The sequence below is a fragment of the Paraburkholderia sp. UYCP14C genome, from assembly GCF_004197395.1.
In the GTDB taxonomy this organism is placed as follows: domain Bacteria; phylum Pseudomonadota; class Gammaproteobacteria; order Burkholderiales; family Burkholderiaceae; genus Paraburkholderia.
In genome coordinates, this window is record NZ_SELS01000002.1 from 170936 (window position 1) to 189866 (window position 18931).

General features: G+C 65.0%; 16 protein-coding genes and 1 pseudogene. 7 read left to right on the plus strand and 10 right to left on the minus strand.

Annotated elements, in window-relative coordinates; all coding sequences use genetic code 11:
* Window positions 1–86 precede the first annotated feature (86 nt).
* The 7 genes from infB to EVC45_RS02580 all read right to left on the minus strand — a co-directional run bounded on the left by infB (window position 87) and on the right by EVC45_RS02580 (window position 11274).
* The gene (infB, locus tag EVC45_RS02550) at window positions 87–3008 is read right to left on the minus strand and encodes a translation initiation factor IF-2 (RefSeq protein WP_129956466.1); all 2922 of its coding nucleotides are present in this window, start codon (window positions 3006–3008) and stop codon (window positions 87–89) included.
* 94 nt (window positions 3009–3102) lie between these two features.
* Complete coding sequence (nusA, locus tag EVC45_RS02555) at window positions 3103–4578, minus strand: transcription termination factor NusA (RefSeq protein WP_129956467.1); 1476 nt, start codon at window positions 4576–4578, stop codon at window positions 3103–3105.
* Window positions 4575–5033, minus strand: coding sequence for a ribosome maturation factor RimP (rimP, locus tag EVC45_RS02560; RefSeq protein WP_006052964.1), 459 nt, complete (start codon window positions 5031–5033; stop codon window positions 4575–4577). Before rimP ends, nusA begins: the two co-directional genes overlap by 4 nt.
* 641 nt (window positions 5034–5674) lie before the next feature.
* The gene (gene rluB, locus EVC45_RS02565) at window positions 5675–7477 is read right to left on the minus strand and encodes a 23S rRNA pseudouridine(2605) synthase RluB (RefSeq protein WP_129956468.1); all 1803 of its coding nucleotides are present in this window, start codon (window positions 7475–7477) and stop codon (window positions 5675–5677) included.
* Window positions 7478–7540: 63 nt separating this feature from the next.
* Window positions 7541–8587: an SMC-Scp complex subunit ScpB gene (scpB, locus tag EVC45_RS02570; protein WP_129956469.1), complete on the minus strand. Its 1047-nt coding sequence runs from the start codon at window positions 8585–8587 to the stop codon at window positions 7541–7543.
* 374 nt (window positions 8588–8961) lie between these two features.
* Window positions 8962–10182 carry a pyridoxal phosphate-dependent aminotransferase gene (locus EVC45_RS02575; RefSeq protein ID WP_129956470.1) on the minus strand — a complete coding sequence of 407 codons (1221 nt, stop codon included), beginning with the start codon at window positions 10180–10182 and terminating at the stop codon, window positions 8962–8964.
* A gap of 189 nt (window positions 10183–10371) precedes the next feature.
* The gene (locus EVC45_RS02580) at window positions 10372–11274 is read right to left on the minus strand and encodes a LysR family transcriptional regulator (RefSeq protein ID WP_129956471.1); all 903 of its coding nucleotides are present in this window, start codon (window positions 11272–11274) and stop codon (window positions 10372–10374) included.
* A gap of 410 nt (window positions 11275–11684) precedes the next feature.
* Here EVC45_RS02580 and EVC45_RS02585 point away from each other — a divergent pair.
* Window positions 11685–12080 (plus strand): annotated as a pseudogene (locus tag EVC45_RS02585) (transposase); the annotation flags it as partial.
* 337 nt (window positions 12081–12417) lie between these two features.
* Entirely contained in the window at window positions 12418–12669 is a 252-nt protein-coding gene (locus tag EVC45_RS02590) for a hypothetical protein (protein ID WP_129956472.1), read from the plus strand.
* A gap of 367 nt (window positions 12670–13036) precedes the next feature.
* Here EVC45_RS02590 and EVC45_RS02595 read toward each other — a convergent pair whose 3' ends face one another.
* Window positions 13037–13360 (minus strand): hypothetical protein, encoded by a 324-nt coding sequence (locus tag EVC45_RS02595; RefSeq protein ID WP_129956473.1) that lies wholly within the window; start codon window positions 13358–13360, stop codon window positions 13037–13039.
* Window positions 13361–13625: 265 nt separating this feature from the next.
* Here EVC45_RS02595 and EVC45_RS02600 point away from each other — a divergent pair, with 265 nt between their 5' ends.
* The 3 genes from EVC45_RS02600 to EVC45_RS02610 all read left to right on the plus strand — a co-directional run bounded on the left by EVC45_RS02600 (window position 13626) and on the right by EVC45_RS02610 (window position 15376).
* On the plus strand, window positions 13626–14345 hold the full coding sequence (locus tag EVC45_RS02600; RefSeq protein ID WP_373682972.1) for a YdcF family protein: 720 nt from the start codon (window positions 13626–13628) through the stop codon (window positions 14343–14345).
* Window positions 14346–14640: 295 nt separating this feature from the next.
* Window positions 14641–14880 (plus strand): hypothetical protein, encoded by a 240-nt coding sequence (locus EVC45_RS02605; RefSeq protein ID WP_129956474.1) that lies wholly within the window; start codon window positions 14641–14643, stop codon window positions 14878–14880.
* Between the two features lie 238 nt (window positions 14881–15118).
* The gene (locus EVC45_RS02610) at window positions 15119–15376 is read left to right on the plus strand and encodes a hypothetical protein (RefSeq protein WP_008923870.1); all 258 of its coding nucleotides are present in this window, start codon (window positions 15119–15121) and stop codon (window positions 15374–15376) included.
* An 80-nt stretch (window positions 15377–15456) separates the two neighbouring features.
* Here the strand turns inward: EVC45_RS02610 and EVC45_RS02615 are convergent, their stop codons facing one another.
* Window positions 15457–15747 (minus strand): putative quinol monooxygenase, encoded by a 291-nt coding sequence (locus EVC45_RS02615; protein WP_129956583.1) that lies wholly within the window; start codon window positions 15745–15747, stop codon window positions 15457–15459.
* 634 nt (window positions 15748–16381) lie between these two features.
* Here EVC45_RS02615 and EVC45_RS02620 point away from each other — a divergent pair.
* Window positions 16382–17677 (plus strand): EAL domain-containing protein, encoded by a 1296-nt coding sequence (locus EVC45_RS02620; RefSeq protein ID WP_129956584.1) that lies wholly within the window; start codon window positions 16382–16384, stop codon window positions 17675–17677.
* A 10-nt stretch (window positions 17678–17687) separates the two neighbouring features.
* Here the strand turns inward: EVC45_RS02620 and arfB are convergent, their stop codons facing one another.
* Window positions 17688–18092, minus strand: coding sequence for an alternative ribosome rescue aminoacyl-tRNA hydrolase ArfB (gene arfB / locus EVC45_RS02625; RefSeq protein WP_129956475.1), 405 nt, complete (start codon window positions 18090–18092; stop codon window positions 17688–17690).
* Between the two features lie 178 nt (window positions 18093–18270).
* On the opposite strand from arfB, the gene EVC45_RS02630 reads away from it, so the two are divergent.
* Complete coding sequence (locus EVC45_RS02630; RefSeq protein WP_129956476.1) at window positions 18271–18912, plus strand: VC0807 family protein; 642 nt, start codon at window positions 18271–18273, stop codon at window positions 18910–18912.
* Window positions 18913–18931: the final 19 nt, after the last annotated feature.

An 18931-nucleotide genomic window follows, 5' to 3' on the forward strand; every position in this document is an offset into this window, starting at 1 on the left:
ATCGACAAACTCGACGCAGCGGGCTCAAAAACAACGGGCGGAGCGGGCGTCAAGCCCGTTCCGCCCGCTGTGCCGTGCCGCGTGAATTACAGCGTACGCGCGACTTCGGTGACCTCGAAGACTTCGAACTGATCGCCTTCGACGATGTCGTTGAAGTTCTTGATCGACATACCGCACTCGAAGCCCTGACGGACTTCCTTCACGTCGTCCTTGAAGCGCTTGAGCGAATCGAGTTCGCCCGTAAAGATGACGACGTTGTTGCGCAGCACGCGCACCGACGACGAGCGCTTGACGAAACCGTCCGTGACCATACAACCGGCCACCGAGCCGACCTTCGGCACCTTGAATACCTGGCGCACTTCGACCGTACCCGTCACGACTTCGCGCTTCTCCGGCGCCAGCATGCCCGACATCGCCGCCTTCACGTCATCCACGGCGTCGTAGATGATGTTGTAGTAGCGGATATCGACGCCATTGGCTTCCGCGAGCTTGCGAGCCTGCGCATCCGCGCGGGTGTTGAAGCCGATGATGACAGCCTTCGACGCCGTCGCGAGGTTGACGTCCGACTCGCTGATGCCGCCGACCGCGCCGTGCACGATCTGCACGCGCACTTCGTCGGTGGAGAGCTTCTGCAGCGACTGCACCAGCGCTTCCTGCGAACCCTGCACGTCGGCCTTGACGATGAGCGGCATGTACTGCACTTCGCCTTCGCCCATCTGCTCGAGCATGGTCTCGAGCTTCGCGGCCTGCTGCTTCGCGAGCTTGACGTCGCGGAACTTGCCCTGACGGAACAGGGCAACCTCACGCGCCTTGCGCTCGTCCGGCATCACGATCACTTCTTCGCCAGCCTGCGGCACTTCCGACAGACCCTGGATTTCGACCGGGATCGACGGGCCAGCGGACTTGGTCGGCTTGCCGGTTTCGTCGAGCATTGCACGCACGCGACCGTAGGCGCTGCCTGCCAGCACGACGTCGCCGCGGTTCAGCGTACCCGACTGGACGAGAATCGTTGCGACCGGACCCTTACCCTTGTCGAGCTTCGCTTCGATCACGAGGCCCTTGGCAGGCGATTCGACCGGCGCCTTCAACTCCAGCACTTCGGCCTGCAGCAGCACGTTTTCGAGCAGATCGTCGATACCCGCGCCGGTCTTCGCCGACACCGGCACGAACGGCGAATCGCCGCCGTACTCTTCCGGCACCACGCCTTCGGCGACGAGTTCCTGCTTTACGCGCTCCGGATTCGCATCCGGCTTGTCGATCTTGTTGATCGCGACGACGAGCGGCACGCCGCCGGCCTTCGCGTGGGAGATCGCTTCCTTCGTCTGCGGCATCACGCCGTCGTCGGCGGCGACCACCAGAATCACGATGTCGGTTGCCTTCGCACCGCGGGCACGCATGGCCGTAAAGGCTTCGTGACCCGGCGTATCGAGGAAGGTGATCACGCCACGCGGCGTTTCGACGTGGTAAGCGCCGATGTGCTGCGTAATGCCGCCCGCTTCGCCCGCGGCGACCTTGGCGCGGCGGACGTAGTCGAGCAGCGAGGTCTTGCCGTGGTCGACGTGACCCATCACGGTGACGACCGGCGGACGCGGCAGCGCTTCGGCGTCGGTTACTTCGCCCTCGACCAGCATCGCTTCGGGATCGTCCAGCTTCGCCGCAACCGCACGGTGGCCCAGTTCCTCGACGATGATCATCGCCGTTTCCTGGTCCAGCATCTGGTTAATCGTGACCATCTGGCCGAGCTTCATCATCACCTTGATGACTTCCGAAGCCTTCACCGCCATCTTGTGCGCGAGATCCGCGACCGTGATGGTTTCCGGCACGTGCACTTCACGCACGATCGGTTCGGTCGGCGCCTGGAACGTGGTGGCCTGTTCCTGATGCTTGCCACGACCCTTCGGACCGCCACGCCAGCCGCGGTCGACACCGCCACTCGAATCGCCGCGCGTCTTGATGCCACGGCGCTTCGCTGCGTCGTCCTGCCAGCCGCTCTTACCGCCGCCCGGCTTCTTCTTGTCGCCCACAGACGGCGCGCTCGCGGGCGCCGGAGCCGCGGCGGTCGCCGGCTTCCTGGCAGCCGGCCGTGCCGGTGCTTCGCCAGCCGGACGCGCCGGCTTGTGCAGCGTACCCTTGGCTTCCGCCGCCTTCGCCGGCTCGGCGGGCTTCGGTGCCGGTTCCGGCGCCTTCACCTGCGCCTTGCGCGGCGTGTTCATCATTTCGCGAATCGCGCGCGCTTCGGCTTCGGCCGCCGCACGGCGCTTGGCGATTTCTTCCTGTTCGGCGCGCGCCTTTTCGGCAGCCACACGTGCAGCGTCTTCCGCTTTCTTCGCGGCTTCGCGTTGCGCGGCGCGTTCCGCTGCCGCGCGTTCGTCGTCCTGCTCGCTTGACTTCGCGGCAGCCGGTGCGGCAGCTTGCGCCGCCGCCTGCTGGGCCTTCTCGCGAGCCGCCGCCTCGGCCGCAGCCGCTGCGCGCTTCTTCGCTTCACCCTCAGCACGCTGACGCTCGGCTTCTGCAGCCTGCTCGCGCGCCTGACGCTCGGCCTCTTCGCGCTCGAGCTGGTCCTGGCGCGCCTTCAGCTCCTGTGCCTGCTTTTCGAGCAGTTCAGCTTCGTGACGTGCTTCTTCCTCACGACGCTGCAATTCGAGATCTTCGGCGTCCGCGTTTTCGGCCACATGATTCGATGCATCCCCGCCTTCCGCGACGGCCTCGTCGCGGCGGACGAACGTGCGCTTCTTGCGCACCTCGACCTGAATGGTGCGAGCTTTACCCGTCGCATCGGACTGCTTGATTTCCGACGTATGCCGTTTCGTCAGCGTGATCTTGCGCTTGTCCGCGTCAGTCGAGCCGTGAGACTTGCGCAAGTGGTCGAGCAGACGCGCCTTGTCCGCCTCGGACAGGTTGTCGTCTTCGCTCGCTTTTGTGACGCCCGCCGCCTGCAGCTGCTCGAGCAGCACGCCTGCAGGCATTTTCAGTTCCGCGGCAAATTGGGCTACGTTGTTACTCGCCATTCATTCCTCTTAATGCAAGGACCGATTCCTTGCGGTTAGCATCGTGTCATGCGGCCTAACGGCCGCGTTCAATTTAGTGCGCCATGGTCATTTCTCACTGGAACCAGTGTTCACGTGCTTTCATGATCAACGCCTTAGCGGCATCCTCTTCCACTCCGGTCATCTCGACCAGTTCATCCACGGCCAGCTCGGCGAGTTCGTCGCGCGTCTGGATCTGATGTTCGGCAAGCTTCGAGAGCAGGTCGGCGTCCATGCCGTCCAGGCTCTTCAGGTCGAGCGCTACATTTTCGACCTTTTCTTCGTTCGCGATCGCCATCGTCAACAGCGCGTCGCGCGAGCGGTTGCGCAGTTCGTGAACGGTGTCTTCGTCGAATGCCTCGATTTCGAGCATTTCGTTGAGCGGCACGTAGGCGATCTCTTCGAGGCTCGTGAAGCCTTCGTCGATCAGGATGTCGGCGACTTCCTCGTCGACATCGAGACGCGCCATGAACAGGTCGCGCAGGACACCGCGCTCCTGATTCTGCTTCTGCGCAGATTCGTCCGGCGTCATGATGTTGATCTGCCAGCCGGTGAGCTCGCTGGCCAGCCGCACGTTCTGGCCGCTGCGGCCGATCGCGACCGCGAGTTCGTTCTCGTCGACGACGACGTCCATCGAATGCTTTTCTTCATCGACGACGATCGACTGCACGGCTGCCGGCGCGAGCGCGCCGATCACGAACTGGGCGGGGTCTTCTGACCATAGCACGATGTCGACGTTTTCGCCACCGAGCTCGTTACGCACGGCCTGCACGCGCGAGCCACGAATACCGACGCAAGTGCCGATTGGATCGATGCGCTTGTCATACGCGACCACGCCGATCTTGGCACGCACGCCCGGGTCGCGCGCCGCCGCTTTGATCTCGAGCAGGCCCTGCTCGATTTCCGGCACTTCCATCTCGAACAGCTTCATCAGGAATTCCGGCGCCGTACGCGACAACTCGATCTGCGGGCCACGCGCGGTGCGATCGACCTTCGCGATGTAGGCGCGCACTCGGTCGCCGACGCGCAGGTTTTCCTTAGGAATCAGCTGGTCGCGGCGCAGCAGCGCTTCGACGCGCCCCGATTCGACGATGAAGTTGCCCTTGTCGACGCGCTTCACCGAGCCGGTCATGATGTGTTCGCCGCGCTCGAGGAAGTCGTTCAGGATCTGCTCGCGCTCAGCGTCGCGCACCTTCTGCAGGATCACCTGCTTGGCTGCCTGCGCGCCGATACGGCCGAATTCGATCGAAGGCACCGGCTCCTCGATGAACTCGTCGAGCTGGATATTGGGCTGCTGCTCGCGAGCCTCGAACAGCAGGATTTCCTGATCCGGCTCCTGCAAACCAGCCTCGTCCGGCACCACCTTCCAGCGGCGAAACGTTTCGTGCTCACCGCTTTCACGGTCGATGTGGACGCGGATATCCGCATCTTCTTCGAAGAGTTTCTTGGAGGCCGAAGCGAGAGCCGCTTCGAGCGCGGCAAATACCACGTCCTTGTCGACATTCTTCTCGCGTGCCAGCGCATCCACCAGCATCAACACTTCGCGACTCATTGTTTGCGGCTCCTAAAGTCAACTTTCGGAACAAGGCGCGCCTTGTCCATGTCCGCGAGCGTGAAATCGAGCATCGCGGCGCCTTCTTTTCCTTCAAATTCCAGACCGATCGTCTCGCCCTGCGGGGCATGCAAGATACCCCGGTACGATTTCCGACCGTCCAATGGCTTTTTCAGTGTGATAACCGCTTCGCTGCCCGCGAAACGTTCAAAATCCGCCAGTTTTTTCAGCGGGCGGTCGAGACCGGGCGACGACACTTCGAGCCGCTCGTAGTCGATATTTTCAACCGTCAGAACGTGCTGGAGCTGACGCGTGACCTTCTCGCAGTCTTCGATTGCGATGCCGGCCGGCTGGTCGATATAGATACACAACATGCCGCGCCCGGTGCGCTCGAGATCGACGAGCTCGTAGCCGAGTCCCACGACCGTGGTTTCAATCAGTTCCGTCAGTTGCACAGTGCCCTCTTAGATGTTCGCGCAGCGAGCCTCGCCTCTTCTGCAAACAACCAATGCGGGCCGCGCGCCAAGCCGGCGCACGTTGGTGCGAACCCGAGATGCCGAACCACGATGAACTGAGCGGCAAAAAAAAATGGGCTGAACGCCCATCATCTTATTGCCGGTGGTCGCACCTGAGCCGCACATGAAAACCGTACGCCCAGCGACTTCGCGATTGTAGCCATTTTTCGGCCCAAACGCAATCCGCAGAACGCCGGGCGATACGCATTTCCGCTTGATTTGATAGGAATCTTTCGACGATGTGGCGGCAAATCCGGGCTTTTGCACGGTCGCCCAGGCGATCCAAAAAGGGAGCCGGACGGGCTACATCGACACTTTGCGGCGAATCGTCGGTTTACTTTTCGTCGCCGCTTCGCACGGTGTTTGACGCGTCGGAAAGCCACTCGAACGCGGAAAACGCGAGGTGGCACGAGTCATCAAAAACGATCAACGGCTCGCCGGCAAGCGCTCGGCATTGATGATGCGCGTCGCGATTGCTGAACGAGCCGTCTGGCTCGACCGCTAGCCTGGCAGGTCATGCGAACTTCACAAAGCGTATCGCCGTTCAACGGCCGCCCGTCAACCCCGGTTGAGCACCCCGCTCAACGGCCACGCGAGCGACCGCGCGCCGAACCGCCACCACGATTCGCACCGCCCGGACCCGCGTTACCGCCGGCACGGTTGGCGTTGCCGCCACGATTGCCGCCCGGCCCGCGATTGCCGCCGCCGGTGCCCGCCGGCGCGCCGGCACGCTTGCCGCCAGTGCGCGCACGGTTACCGTTGGGCGACGGCGCGCGATTGCCGTCGACGTCGCGGCCGCGCTGCCCCCCGGTGCCACGATTGCCCGCGCCGGCCCCGAAACCAGTGCCACTCCCCATGCCCGCGCCGAAGCCGCCGCCCGCCGCGCCGCGGCGGCCCTGTCCGCGCGGCTGCTGCTCGAAGCGGCTGTGCGACATCAGCACCGGCTCGCGGTTGATAAAGCCCATCGACGTCTGCATCGGATCCGGCTGACGACGCTCCGGCGCCGCATTGCGGCTGCCGCGCTCCTCGGTCGGCGCCTTCAGGCCGACCGATGCCATCAGCGCGCGCACCTGATTGTCCTCGAGCTCTTCCCAGCGGCCACGCTTCAGACCACGCGGCAGCGAGATCGGGCCGTGGCGCGTGCGAATCAGCCGGCTGACCATCAGGCCGGCCGCTTCGAACATGCGGCGCACTTCGCGATTCCGCCCTTCGGCGAGCGCGACGTGGTACCAGTGATTGGTGCCTTCGCCACCGCCGTCGCGGATACGCAGGAAGTTGGCCGGACCGTCCTCGAGTTCGACGCCATGCAACAGCTTCTGACGCATACCCTCGGCGAGTTCGCCGACGACGCGCACCGCGTATTCGCGCTCGACGCTATAACGCGGATGCATGAAGCGGTTTGCGAGATCGCCCGAGGTGGTCAGCATCAGCAGACCTTCAGTGTTGAAGTCGAGACGGCCGACCGCGAGCCACTTGGCGGTCTTCATCGGCGGCAGCTTGTCGAACACCGACGGACGGCCTTCCGGGTCCGCGTGGCTGACGATCTCGCCGGTCGGCTTGTGGTACAGCAGCACGCGCGGCGGCTTGCTGGCGAGCTTGCGCTTGACCGGCTTGCCGTTGATGCGAACCTGGTCGGTCGGCATGATGCGCTGGCCAATGTGTGCCGGTTCGCCGTTCACCGATACGCGGCCGGCGATGATCAGCTCTTCCATGTCGCGGCGCGAGCCCATGCCCGCCTCGGCGAGCACCTTGTGCAGTTTCGGCGCGTCCTCATCGGGCGACAGCACGCGCTTCGGGCCCGCTGCCTTGCCACGGCGCAGCATCGGCGCGCGTACGCCGCCAGTCGTGGTGTTGTCGGCATCGAATGCGGGCGACGTCACGTACGAGAACAGATCGTCCTGAGCCGACTCCGGGGCTGCGGCCGCATCGGCGCCGCGACGGTTCTGGCGCTGGCCCTCACGCTGACCTTCACGCTTGCCGTCGCGCGGCTGACGCTCGCGCTGGCCTTCGCGTGACGCACCCTCGCCCTCGCGCTTCGCACCTCCGGCATTGCGACGGCCGCCCTGTTTCGCGCCCGCGTCCTTGCGCGGTGCGCGTACCTGGCCGACGACCTCACCGTCCGGCGGGGTTTCGGCGACCACCGGCGCGCCTTGCTCGGGCGTGCCTTCGGCTGCCTTCGTCTTCGCGCCGGCGCGGCGTCGCGCGATCAGGCTGCGCGGCCCGCGACGCAGACCGCGACGGGGGCGCTCTTCGCCCTCTGCTTCGGCGCCATGAGCCGGGCGCTCGCGCTCGCCTGCCGACGCTTGCGTAGTGCGTTCGTCGGTCCGCGCCGACGGCACGGGGCGCTCGGATTCGGACGAATCGGTGTCGTGGGTATGTGTCAAAACAACCTCAAAATGTCAGGTCGCGCGCGCCCATTGCGGGCGCGGCAAAAAAGTTCGGTTACGTCAGGCGCTGCGCGACTCGGTTTCGTCGTCGGTCAGAAAACCTGCGTCCTGCGCGGCATCGCGGCGATCTTCGGGATCGTCGTGCGCCGCCTCGATCGGGTTCGGCTCGGCGGCGTGCTTCGTATTGCGAGCTACGCCCGAGTCGTGCGCGGGTGTTGCCGGATCGGTCTGGGCGACCGGATCGTGATGCTGTGCCGAGCCGGCGACGCTGGTCTGCGCGGCCATGGGTGCCGGTTCGGGCTGCTGCTGCGTGTCGTGCGGCGCGCTCGACGCGTCCGACGGACTCGACGCATTTGTCGTGCCGGCCTGCACGGCTGCTTCCGCGTGGGGCTCCGACTCGAAGGTCGACTCGACTACGATCTCGCGCGGCTCTGCTTCCGATCCCGACACGAAGTGCTGTGCCGCTTCCGGCGAAGAAGGCTCGCCAGCCTCACCCGCCGTGTCGTGCTCCGCATCCTGTTGCTGCACGCTTTGGGCGTCGCCCTCGGCAAACTCGATCGCATGCTGACCTAGCAAATCCGCGTTCAGCTGTGCGGACGGATCGGCAAGCGGTGGCAGCTCGTCGAGCGCCGTCAGGCCGAGGTCGTCGAGGAACTGACGCGTGGTCGCATACAGCGCCGGCCGCCCCGGCACGTCGCGATGACCGATCACCTCGATCCAGCCGCGATCCTCGAGCTGCTTGACGACCTGTGTATTCACGGTCACGCCGCGAATTTCTTCGATATCGCCCCGTGTCACCGGTTGCCGGTAAGCAATGATCGCGAGCGTTTCGAGCACCGCACGCGAATATTTCGGCGGTTTTTCCGGATGCAGCCGATCCAGATACGAACGCATCGCGGGCCTGCTTTGAAACCGCCAGCCCGACGCCAGCCCGACCAGCTCCACACCGCGCCCAGACCAGTCCCGCTTCAGGTCTTCGAGCAAAGTCCGAACAGTGTCTGCCGACACGCCGTCGGCAAAGAGCTTGCGCAATTCGACGAGCTTTAACGGCTCCTGCGCGCAGATCAAGGCAGTCTCGAGGACGATCTTCGCCTCTTGGGTATTCATGCAGCTAGGTCAGACCCTGTGGTCAAAGAACCGGATCAAACAGACGATGTGGAACTGAAGACGCGCTCGCCCGATTCTGATCGGTCATATTGATGGGAGCACGCACCGGGGGGCGGCGAACAGACTTATCGAGCCAGACCCAGCCGGACGGAGCGGCGATATTCCTGAAAGGAATCGCGTGACTGAGCGCCATATTACGCAAAAACGACCGGGGCGTAAAGCCGCGATCCCCCGTGCATCTTCTGCTGCACCACCGACCAGTGTCCCCGCGCCCGCCCGGGCGGAGTCGCCAGAAAGAAGATTTTTACGATTCGCGGCTTTTTGGCGCTCGCGGCGCGTAAGAAGCAGCCGGGCGGGCACGCCAAGGCGGGGCCTCAGGCGCCGGCGTGGCGCGCCAGAAACCGTGTCAACCGCTCGACGCCGGCATCGAGCCGAGCCGTATCGCACGCATAGCACCACCGCACGAACCCCTCGCCCTGCGGCCCAAACGCGCTGCCGGGGGCCACGCCGAGCCCGACCTCGCGCACCATCGCCTTGCACAAATCGAGACTGCGTATTGAGCCCGGCATCGAGAAGAACAGATACATCGCGCCCAGCGGAGCCTTCACGTCGACGCCGGGAACCGCCGACAGCGCGCGCACCAGATGATCGCGCGACGTCCTTAGGTCGCGCACCAACTGCTGAGTGAACCGCTCGCCCTGCTCGAGCGCCGCGATGCCCGCCTGCTGCACGAACGACGGTGCGCACGACGTGTTGTACTCGACCAGCTTCGCGAGGTCCTCCATCAATGCGGTCGGCGCGACGATCCAGCCTAGCCGCCACCCGGTCATCAGCCACGCTTTCGAGAACGAATTCACGCAGATCACGCGTTCGTCGCGCGTCGCGAGGTCGAGAAAGGACGGCGCGGTGCGGCCGCCGGCCGCCTGAGCGTCGTCATCGCCGGGATAGTAGAGCCGCTCATAGACCTCGTCCGCGACGATCCAGATGCCGTGACGTCGGCAGTGTTCGAGCACGGTGCGCTGGTCGTCGCGATTCATCACCCAGCCGGTCGGATTGTTCGGCGAGTTGATCATCAGCATCTTCGTGTCGGGCGTCAGCGCGGCCAGCAATTGCTCGACATCGAGCTCCCAGCCGCGTTCGCCGTAGCCGAGCGAGACCGTTTCGACGTGCGCGCCGAGAATCTTCGGAATCTCGACCAGATTCGGCCATAGCGGCGTCACCGCAACCACCCGATCGCCCGCACCGACCACCAGCTGCGCGGCGAGCATCAGCGCGTTGACGCCCGCGCTCGTAACCGCGACGTGCTCGGGCGACGTCGCGCCGTGCAACTCGCTGACGTAGCCGGCGAGTGCCGCGCGCAACGGCGCGATGCCGAGGTTGTGCGTGTAAAACGTCGCGCCGGCGGCGAGCGCCGCGCTCGCGGCGTCGCGGATGAATGCGGGTGTTACTCGGTCGGACTCGCCGAACCAGAACGGCAACACGTCGTCGACGCCGAAACCGGCGTTCGCGACTTCACGGATTTGCGATGGACGCAGCGCGCGTACGGCGTCGCGCGCATTCGGGATGGAGGGCACGGGCAGGTCCAATTCGCTCATCGAGGCTTCCGGGTGGGTGGAGGATAACGGGCTCGGGGCGCAACCGCGAAGGCGTGCGCGATGAAGGCGCTAGTTTAGCGCGCCGGGTGACCGGGCAGCGGCGAAGCCAGTGGCGGTAGGTCCGGATGCGCGGCGGGCCGCGCCTCGCGCCTACTCACCGTTGGGACAGACCGCGGGCGATCATGCCCGTCAATTCAATTCCTCGGCCCGCCCCGGCAACTGCCGGATCAGATTCCACACCGCCTCGGCCGCGGGCGACAGCGACCGGTCGCGCCGCCGCACCAATTCGACGCGACGCTCGGCGCGCGGCACCAACGGACGCGCGACCAGCGACGCACCCGCCGGCAGCGGCAGCGCGAGCCATGGCAGCACGCTGATCCCGACGCCCGCCTCGACGAGCCCGAACACGGTCGCCGAATGGCCGAGTTCCTGCACCACGGTGGCGTTCACGCCCTGCGCTTGCATCACCGCGTCGATGATCGGGCGGCTGCCGGACGCATAGTCGAGCATCACGAGTTGCTCGCCGTCGAGGTCCTTCCACGTAACCTGCTTGCGCGCGGCGAGCCGGTGATCGTCCCGCGAGACGATGCAGAACGAGTCGGTCATCAACGTTTCGCTGAGCAGATCGTCGTCGGAAAACGGACCGATGATCACGCCGAAGTCCACCTCGCCCGACTTCACCTTGCGCACTACGTCGCTTTGCACGTCGTCGCGCAGGCCGAGCGTCACATAAGGAAATTGCTCCCCGCACGTCGCGACCACGCGCGGCATCAGCCGGCACGCGACGGTCGGGCTCGCCGCCACCACCACGCGGCCGCGGCGCTGCTCGCCGATTTCGCGGATCTCGCGCAACGCGTCGTCGAGATCCGACAGCAGCCGCGACACGCTCGAGACGAGGTTGCCGCCGACGTCGGTTAGTTGCACTTCGCGTGTCGTGCGATCGATGAGCTTCAGGCCGATCTCGCTTTCGAGCTCGCGCACGCAGCGACTGACCGCCGACTGCGTGAGGCCGATTTCATCGCCGGCCCGGCTGAAGCTTTGCAAGCGCGCCACCTCGATGAAAACCCTGAGCTGCCGCAGCGTCACATTCATTTGCCCACCTCATCAATAGCGCAATTTAATGCGCATTGTACGGCGAAATCCAGGCTGCATAGCGCATGTCAAGGCGGTCGTTGCAATGCAGCAAAAAGGCGCGAACGCACGCTGGCCGGGCCTGCCTGCACAAGATTGGTGATTGTCCCGATTTGCGAGATAGGTTTTTTGGATTCTTATACGGCCCTGGTTGGCGCCCGCGTTGGCCCGCCGCTACGGGGATTTCAGACAATCGGTATCAGATTGGCACACTTCATGCGTTGAGAGACGCACAGGGTCGGCGCCATGGTTTCCGGTTGCACAGGCAATCCGTGGCAAGCCCGTCCCCTTTGGCACTCGCCTATCGAGTGCGTGAAGAGTGCGCGGCGCGGGGCAGCGCACCGGAGTTAGCTTCGCTGAGGTGAAACATGATGCTGTTCGACGATTTGAGAGATAACGAGTGGGCGCTAGTCGAGGCTTTGTTCTGTGCCGAGCCGGCGCGCAGCGAACGGCGCGGTCGACCGCGCGTGGAAGCTCGGGCGGTGGTCAACGCCGTGCTTTGGGTGCTGTCGACGGGCGAAGGCTGGTCCAAGCTGCCGGGCCGCTATCCGTCCCCGCCGACTTGCCGCCGCCGCTTCGACGAGTGGCAAGCCGACGGCACGCTCGCTGAGATTGTGAAGCGGCTTGGCACGAGCGGCCGCGAAATCTCGCTGCGTGGCCGGATCGGCGCAACCGCCGCGAAACCGCCGGCACCGCCGAGCCGCGACCGCCTGCGCGGCGCGTTCTGGACCAATCCGGAATCGTGGCGTGCGCCGGTCAAGATGGCCTGACGCGAAACTACGTTGTCACCGGGCGCCTGCGGGCGCCCGGTTTTTTGTCCAGCCGACTCATCCACGATCGCGCGCACGCCAACGACCCGCCAACCTTTGCCGGTCGCCCCGCGAGACGCGGCCTTCTCTGCCTCGCGCGCCCGTTCCGGCGCGCCGTTCGTACGCCCCCTTCGCGCTCCGTGCGAGCAGCCTCAGACTCCCCAACCGCCCAATAGCTCCGGGTGAAACATCCATTTACTATTAATTACAGCGTCCTTTCTTACCCCGGCATACCTTAATACTTATGCAAACAGGCCTTGAGTCGACGGGCTCGAGGTTCAGGGGGATTTCGGAAATGAAACCAATGTCACTGCTGTTGTGCGGCATTGTGATTTCATCGATAGCCGCACCGGCATTCGCGCAACAACGTCCGCAAGGTTGGAACTGGCGCCCGGACCGTCAGGCCACGCTGGAAGCGTGGCAGCAAAGCGAGGCCCGCAATCGCGACTTCACGCCGCCGACGCCGCGTGGCGATCTGCGCGGCGATATCGCCAGCAATGTGCGGGCACGTCCGGATGCGCCGCGCGAGGATCAGCGGCGGCGATGATGTGGCGAGTGGCCGCCGGGACAGCGCGTCGTGCGACGCGGCGCCTGGCCTCTCGCATTGAGCGTGCACGATCGGGGAACCACCGGACGCGGGACCAGTCTGACTCAACGCCATTAGCACAGCGTGGCAGTAGTAATTCCGGTATGCCCGTATCTTCGTGATACGGGCTTTTTTTCGCCCTCGCGGCGTTGATGGCGCCAAACGCGCGCACGGGCAACGGCCGGCGCGAATTGCGTCGCTACTTCGTCGATGGGGAAGCCGAGATTCGCCCCCGGACGCGCACGGCGACCGGTCGGCGGTAGAGACGGCCCGCCGAGGGGTGACAGGCCCGGGCGGACAGTGATTGAGAAAAGCGATGAACCTTAAGCTAAGGCCTGACTTCAGCTGTCGCGGCGGTCTGCGGTTCCGCCGCGCCGAGTGCATAGTCGTTCATGCGTTGCGCGGTCCATGTGAGCAGACGCTCGTCGTGCTCGAGCCGCGCGAACTCCGCTCTGCCGCGCTCGGTGAGCACGGCGATGTCGACGGGGGCGTGAAAGCCCGGCGCCGGTGCGACGGTTCGCTGACGAACGGTGTCCATCAGCCCCAGCGCGCGAAGATATTGGAAGACACCCGGCCTTCTGGCCCAGGGAACCTGACGATATTGCGCTCGCCGCAGCGCTTCAAGTACCGCTTCGTTGGAATACGTGGTCATCTCACTTCTTTCTTAAAGTGCAGCTATGACACATTCATGCCCCCGCGTCGCTGCGCCACCGGCGACGCGCGTAGCACCCGCTCCTGGTCAGAAGCTCGCCGCCTGTACGACAGCGGAATTCCGCCAGGTGCTGCCTGGTCTCGTTTTCGGAACCCCCGTCAGAACGGCATGTTAGCGTTCTCCCCACGAACCGACGATGCAACCGCCGCGGCGCGATGGCTGGCCCGTGGATTTGTCCCGAAAGACATACGTTACCCCATTTAAATTGATTCTATTCACTTTATTAGCGCTTTTTTTTGCAGCAATCGTGCTATGGAAGCGCGCCCGCCGGCCGCTCACCGTCTGCATGATCGCGCTGTTCTGGCTGCTGGCCGCCGGCTGGCTGACCGCACCACTGCTCGATCTCGCGCAACCGCAACGACAGAGCGCCACGGCAGCCACCTTCGCGCCACGCACGGCGATCGTCCTGCTCGGCGGCGGCACGATCTACGACCACGACCACGTGCTGGTTCCGCCGCACGACGTGCTCTCGCGCATCGAGGTCAGTGCGCAGAACTATGCGGCCTGCAAGCGTACGGCGAGCACGTGCCAGGTGATCGTGAGCGGTGGCAATCCACAGCGCCATAGCGCGACCGAAGCTGACACCTACCTGCCCTACCTGCTGCGTCAGCAGGTGGCGCGCTCGGACATCGTGCTCGAGAAAACCAGCCGCACGACCTACGAAAACGCGCGCAACGTCTCAGCTATTGTCGGTCAGTCACATTACGACACGTTGATACTCGTCACCTCCGCGTATCAGATGCCTCGTGCGCTGCTCGACTTCCAGCGCTTCGGCATCGAGCCTCAGCCGCAGATTTCGAGCGCGCGGCGCGTGCGGCTCGGCGTGCTGCCACGCTTCGATAATCTCAAGGCCGCGGAGATCGCGTTGCACGAACTGGGCGGTCTCGCGCAATTTCATCTGTATCGCGCGATCGGCTGGTTCTGACAAACGACATGGGCCGATCCGCTCTCGCCTGTCCAAGGCAGCGCGCTTCATGCAACCGGGCGAACTGACAGTTCGAACACGGCCGGGCGGCATCCGCACACCACCGGCACCTAGGGTGCGCGCGCATCGTATAAGCTGATTCCATAGCCGACCCGGTTGACCTATTACAAAACGTAACAAATGTTGAGCGCGGTTACAAAGGCATCGGCTGGAGCAGAGTTTGCTCGATAGAATGGATTGTCTTTCCCACTGGACAGGCAATAATCGGGTCCACCACCACTCTACGGAGGTAACGATGAAGAAAGTGTCCCTGGCGATCCTGGTTTCCCTGAGTGCCGCAGCCGGCGCGGCTTACGCGCAGGACAACGGCATCACGACGAGCACCGATCCGGCCAAGGCCGCCGACATCGAGCAGCGCGCGCAGGATTTGCAAAATCGCGAGCAGTCGATGGGAAGCGCACCGGCCGCCCCGGCCAAGCATCACAAGATGGCTCCGCATCATCCGAAGAAGGGTGCCGACGCATCGGGCACCTGAGCGAGACTTCGCGGATCCTCGCCTCGCGGCCTCGTCGTGAAGGTGAAAAAGCCGAAGCTGGCAGCGCCGGTTTCGGCTTTTTTATTTGCGTGATCGGCTCGCTGTCTACGCAGCGCTTCGAGCGCGCACCGGCCCGGCAAAGCCGCCGGCGCCCGGCTTTCTGTATGCTAAAGTCGCGCACCGACCGGCGAGCCGCCGGCCTCCCCTAACCCGTGCGCACCTTGGTGCGGAGGACAGCATGAGCAACATCCAGCTTGATATCGAATGGACCGAAGCAGCATCTCGCAAGATCGAAAAACTGATGCCGCGTGGCGGTCAGGAAGCGTACCTCGCGCTGCCGCCCGTCGAATGCCTGCCGATGGAAGGCGACGTGTTGTTTCTCGGCCCGGCTGGCAAGCAGCAGCCGTTTATCGTCGCGGAGCGCCAGTATCACCATGACGGCGACGCCGACTGGACGATCATTCTGATTCTCGATGTCCCGCAAGCGACCCACTGATCGCTGACCGCGCGCCGGCGGCCTAAGGGCCGCCCGACCTGTTCAGCGTGTCCGCGCGAGGTTGACACCCGCGCCCAAACTCAGGCGATCTTCGACACCACGCGAATCTCCGCGTGCTCGATCCAATCCGCGGCAGCCTTCTTATAGGCCTGGATATGCGCGGATTTCGCATGCGCCGCGAGCGCATCCTGGCTTTCCCACCGCTCGACGAATACGAACCGGCGCGGCTCCTGCACGTCGCGGTGCAGGTCGTACTGCAGCACACCTGCTTCTTTGCGTGTCGGTCCGACGATGCCTTCGAGCGCCTCGCGCAACCGCTCCTCATGCCCCGGTTTCGCCACCGAAATTGCGACCACCGCGATTTCCGCCATGCCTGATCTCCCCTGTTCACGAAAATCAGCAGCATACCCGCCGATCGCTGAACCTGCCGGCCAGCTGACCAGCGCGCCGGCCAGCATGGCGACGCACGAATCTCGCCTCCGCCCGCCATGCCGCACCGCCGTCGCGTCAAGCCAGAACCCGCCCGGCATAGCAGCGTCAAGCCCCGCGCCCGAACGGCCGCCCCACCCCCAACGCCAGCACTAACATGTGAGCACCGTCGGCGCCTGGAGTTTGGCGGGCGACCACTGGGCGCCCTGCTACCCTCGGCGTGGTACGGCACCTCACTGCGATTGACAATCGGTTTCGCGCACGGCAAGCGCGCGAGACGCTCCGGCGAATGACCGCAAAGGGTTGCCGCACGGCTGTAGGCAGCGGTTTTGCGGACAATTTTCCCGCCCATGCGTTTGTGATTACCCGCACATTGTCGCGCGCTGCAAACTGCTAGACTCATTTTGACCAATTCGCCGGAGTCCAGCGTAGCTGGTACCGCCCTCCGTGTTCGCGGGACGCATCCGTTTCGTCCCGTCGACGCCTCGGGTGTACGAGCGCTGCGCGCCGAATGGGTTTGCGTGCCCCTTCACCCCTTGCCGCAACGACCCCATGTCAGCTCTCATGCCCGCCTCTATGCCATCCGTCGGTGATTTGACCGTGAGCGGCCTGCTCCCGCACCTGGTCCGTGGCGAATCGGGCTGGACCGCGACCTGGCGCGCGTTGACTTTGCACAGCGTGTTCCAGCCGGTGCTGTCGGTCACGCATCAGTGCGTGGTCGGCTACGAGGGGCTATTGCGCGCGTTCGATCCGGTCGGCCTGCCCGTTTCGCCCGAAGTGCTGTTCTCCGGCACGCGCTCGGCCGCCGAAGCGCGCGAGCTCGATCGCATCGCGCGCTGCCTGCACGTGGCGAACTTCATGGAGCAAGGCATCAGCACCGGTTGGCTGTTTCTGAACACGCGCCCGCAGGTGTTCGAAACCGGCTGGCCGCAGCGCGCGTTCATCGACGAGTTGTCCGCGCATTTCGGGTTGCCGCAGGAGCGCATCGTGATCGAAGTGCTCGAGCAGCCCGCCGACGACGAATCCGCCGTCGCCAGCATGCTCGCCGCGTCGCAGCCGCGCGACTTCCTGATCGCGATCGACGACTTCGGCACCGGCTTCTCGAACTTCGACCGCGTGTGGCGCTTCCGCCCCGACATCGTCAAGCTCGATCGCTCGCTCGTCGCGCGCGCGGGCAAGCGCGAGGGCGACGAATCGATGATCAGCCATCTGATCGCGATGCTGCATCAATCGGGCACGCTGGTGCTCGCCGAAGGCGTCGAAACCGATGAGGAGCTGATGATCCTGATGCAGGCCGACGTCGATTTCGTGCAGGGCTTCTGGTTCGGTCAGCCGAAGAGCAGCGTGCGGGCCGCGTGCACGAAGGTGCCGGCGCTCGTCGCGTCGATCTGGAGCAAGTTCGCCGAGTACGAGCGCGCGCACGCCGGCCATCAGCGGCTCGGCTTCGAGGGCTTCGCGGAAGCGGTGCTGGCCGCCGCCGACACCTACAAGGCGACCGGCGACCTCGAACAGGCCGCGCAAAAGGTCTGGCATCTGCCGGAAGCTCGCCGCGTGTTCCTCACCGACGGCCTGGGCGAGCAGACCCAGCCTTCGGTGACGGCGGCGTCGGTCCCGCCGCCTCCGAAGCGGCTCGCGCCGCTTTATGCCGAAACGCGCAGCAACTGGTCGCGGCGCGCGTATTTCCGACACGCGCTCGCGGCGCCGGGCCGCGTCGCGATGATGGGGCCGCATTATTCGCTCGCCGATGGACAGGACTGCTACACCGCCGCGATCGCATTCGAGCGTGACGGCACGCACGTGCTGTGCGTCGACTTCGTGCCGGAAGCGGCGCCGCCGAACGTGAGCACCGGCAGACGCGGCGCGAGGCGTTAGCGGCCCGCGCCTATTCGTGCACGCGGCCACGCCCCGACTTGACCTCGCCGCGCTTTGCCTTGCTGTCGAGCCGTCGCAGGTTCGACGCGCGTGTCGGCCGCGTCGCGACCCGATGCTTGCGTGTCACGCTGACGCTTTCGATCAGTTCATCGAGGCGCGCGAGCGCCGCCGCGCGGTTCATCTCCTGGGTCCGATGCTCCTGCGCCTTGATGACCACGACGCCGTCGCGCGTGAGCCGGTGGTCGGACAGCGCGAGCAGTCTCATCTTCAGCACTTCCGGCAGCGACGAAGCGCGCACGTCGAAGCGCAGATGGATCGCGCTCGACACCTTGTTGACGTTCTGACCACCCGCCCCCTGCGCTCGCACGGCGGTCAATTCGATTTCGTTCGGGGGGATCGGATAGCGGAATGTCATGGGTGATGGGGAAAGAAGATGCATCAGTGTACAAGCGCGCGCCGCGCGATGCCCGAGGTCGCCGAAGGGTCCGGTGCGGCCTCGTCGATACCGTTTCGCGAACGCTACGAAAAAAACCATTTGCGTCGGCGCAACCGGTTCATCGATACTGACTCTTTCGCTTACGGCGTAAATTCATATGAAAATCCGTCCCGGTTTCGTGCTCGAACTGGCCGTCAACTTTCTGCTGCCGTGGCTCGCTTACCGGCTCGCGCTGCCGCGTGTCGGCGAGACCGGCGCGCTGATCGCGTCCGCGGTGCCGCCGCTCGTGTGGAGCGCGATCGAGCTCGCGCGCTTCAGGCGTGTCGATGCGCTCAGCGTGATGGTGGTGGCGGGCATCGTGCTGTCGGTCGCGGCCATGGCGCTCGGCGGCAGTCCGCGCATGCTGCTGTTGCGCGAGTCGCTGGTGTCCGGCGCGGTCGGTGTCGCGTTCCTGCTGTCGCTGCCGATGCGTCGTCCGCTGATCTTCTACCTCGCGCGCGCGACGGTCGCGCGCGAAATGGAAGGCGGCGCCGCGCATTTCGAGGCGCTGTGGCGCGAACGCCCCGGTCTCGCCACCGCGATGCGAACCATGACGCTCGTGTGGGGCATCGGCCTCACCGCCGAAACCGCGCTACGCGCGTGGATGGCGCTCACGTGGCCGATCGAACGCTTCCTCGTCGTGTCGCCCTTTATCGGCTACGGCATCTACGTGGGACTCGCGCTGTGGACGCTGTGGTATCGCAAGACGATGCGCGGCCGCGTCGAGGCCATCGAGCGGGCCGGCGGGATGGCCGGTTGAACGCCGCTCGCACGATAAG

What these genes read in the sequence shown, in the direction of transcription:
- EVC45_RS02575 (WP_129956470.1), bottom strand. Translation starts at nt 10,182, where the DNA reads ATGAGCGAATTGGACCTGCCCGTGCCCTCCATCCCGAATGCGCGCGAC.
- EVC45_RS02595 (WP_129956473.1), bottom strand. Translation starts at nt 13,360, where the DNA reads ATGACCACGTATTCCAACGAAGCGGTACTTGAAGCGCTGCGGCGAGCG.
- EVC45_RS02590 (WP_129956472.1), top strand. Translation starts at nt 12,418, where the DNA reads ATGAAACCAATGTCACTGCTGTTGTGCGGCATTGTGATTTCATCGATA.
- arfB (WP_129956475.1), bottom strand. Translation starts at nt 18,092, where the DNA reads ATGACATTCCGCTATCCGATCCCCCCGAACGAAATCGAATTGACCGCC.
- scpB (WP_129956469.1), bottom strand. Translation starts at nt 8,587, where the DNA reads ATGAATACCCAAGAGGCGAAGATCGTCCTCGAGACTGCCTTGATCTGC.
- EVC45_RS02615 (WP_129956583.1), bottom strand. Translation starts at nt 15,747, where the DNA reads ATGGCGGAAATCGCGGTGGTCGCAATTTCGGTGGCGAAACCGGGGCAT.
- EVC45_RS02580 (WP_129956471.1), bottom strand. Translation starts at nt 11,274, where the DNA reads ATGAATGTGACGCTGCGGCAGCTCAGGGTTTTCATCGAGGTGGCGCGC.
- EVC45_RS02610 (WP_008923870.1), top strand. Translation starts at nt 15,119, where the DNA reads ATGAGCAACATCCAGCTTGATATCGAATGGACCGAAGCAGCATCTCGC.
- EVC45_RS02620 (WP_129956584.1), top strand. Translation starts at nt 16,382, where the DNA reads ATGCCATCCGTCGGTGATTTGACCGTGAGCGGCCTGCTCCCGCACCTG.
- EVC45_RS02605 (WP_129956474.1), top strand. Translation starts at nt 14,641, where the DNA reads ATGAAGAAAGTGTCCCTGGCGATCCTGGTTTCCCTGAGTGCCGCAGCC.
- infB (WP_129956466.1), bottom strand. Translation starts at nt 3,008, where the DNA reads ATGGCGAGTAACAACGTAGCCCAATTTGCCGCGGAACTGAAAATGCCT.
- EVC45_RS02630 (WP_129956476.1), top strand. Translation starts at nt 18,271, where the DNA reads ATGAAAATCCGTCCCGGTTTCGTGCTCGAACTGGCCGTCAACTTTCTG.
- nusA (WP_129956467.1), bottom strand. Translation starts at nt 4,578, where the DNA reads ATGAGTCGCGAAGTGTTGATGCTGGTGGATGCGCTGGCACGCGAGAAG.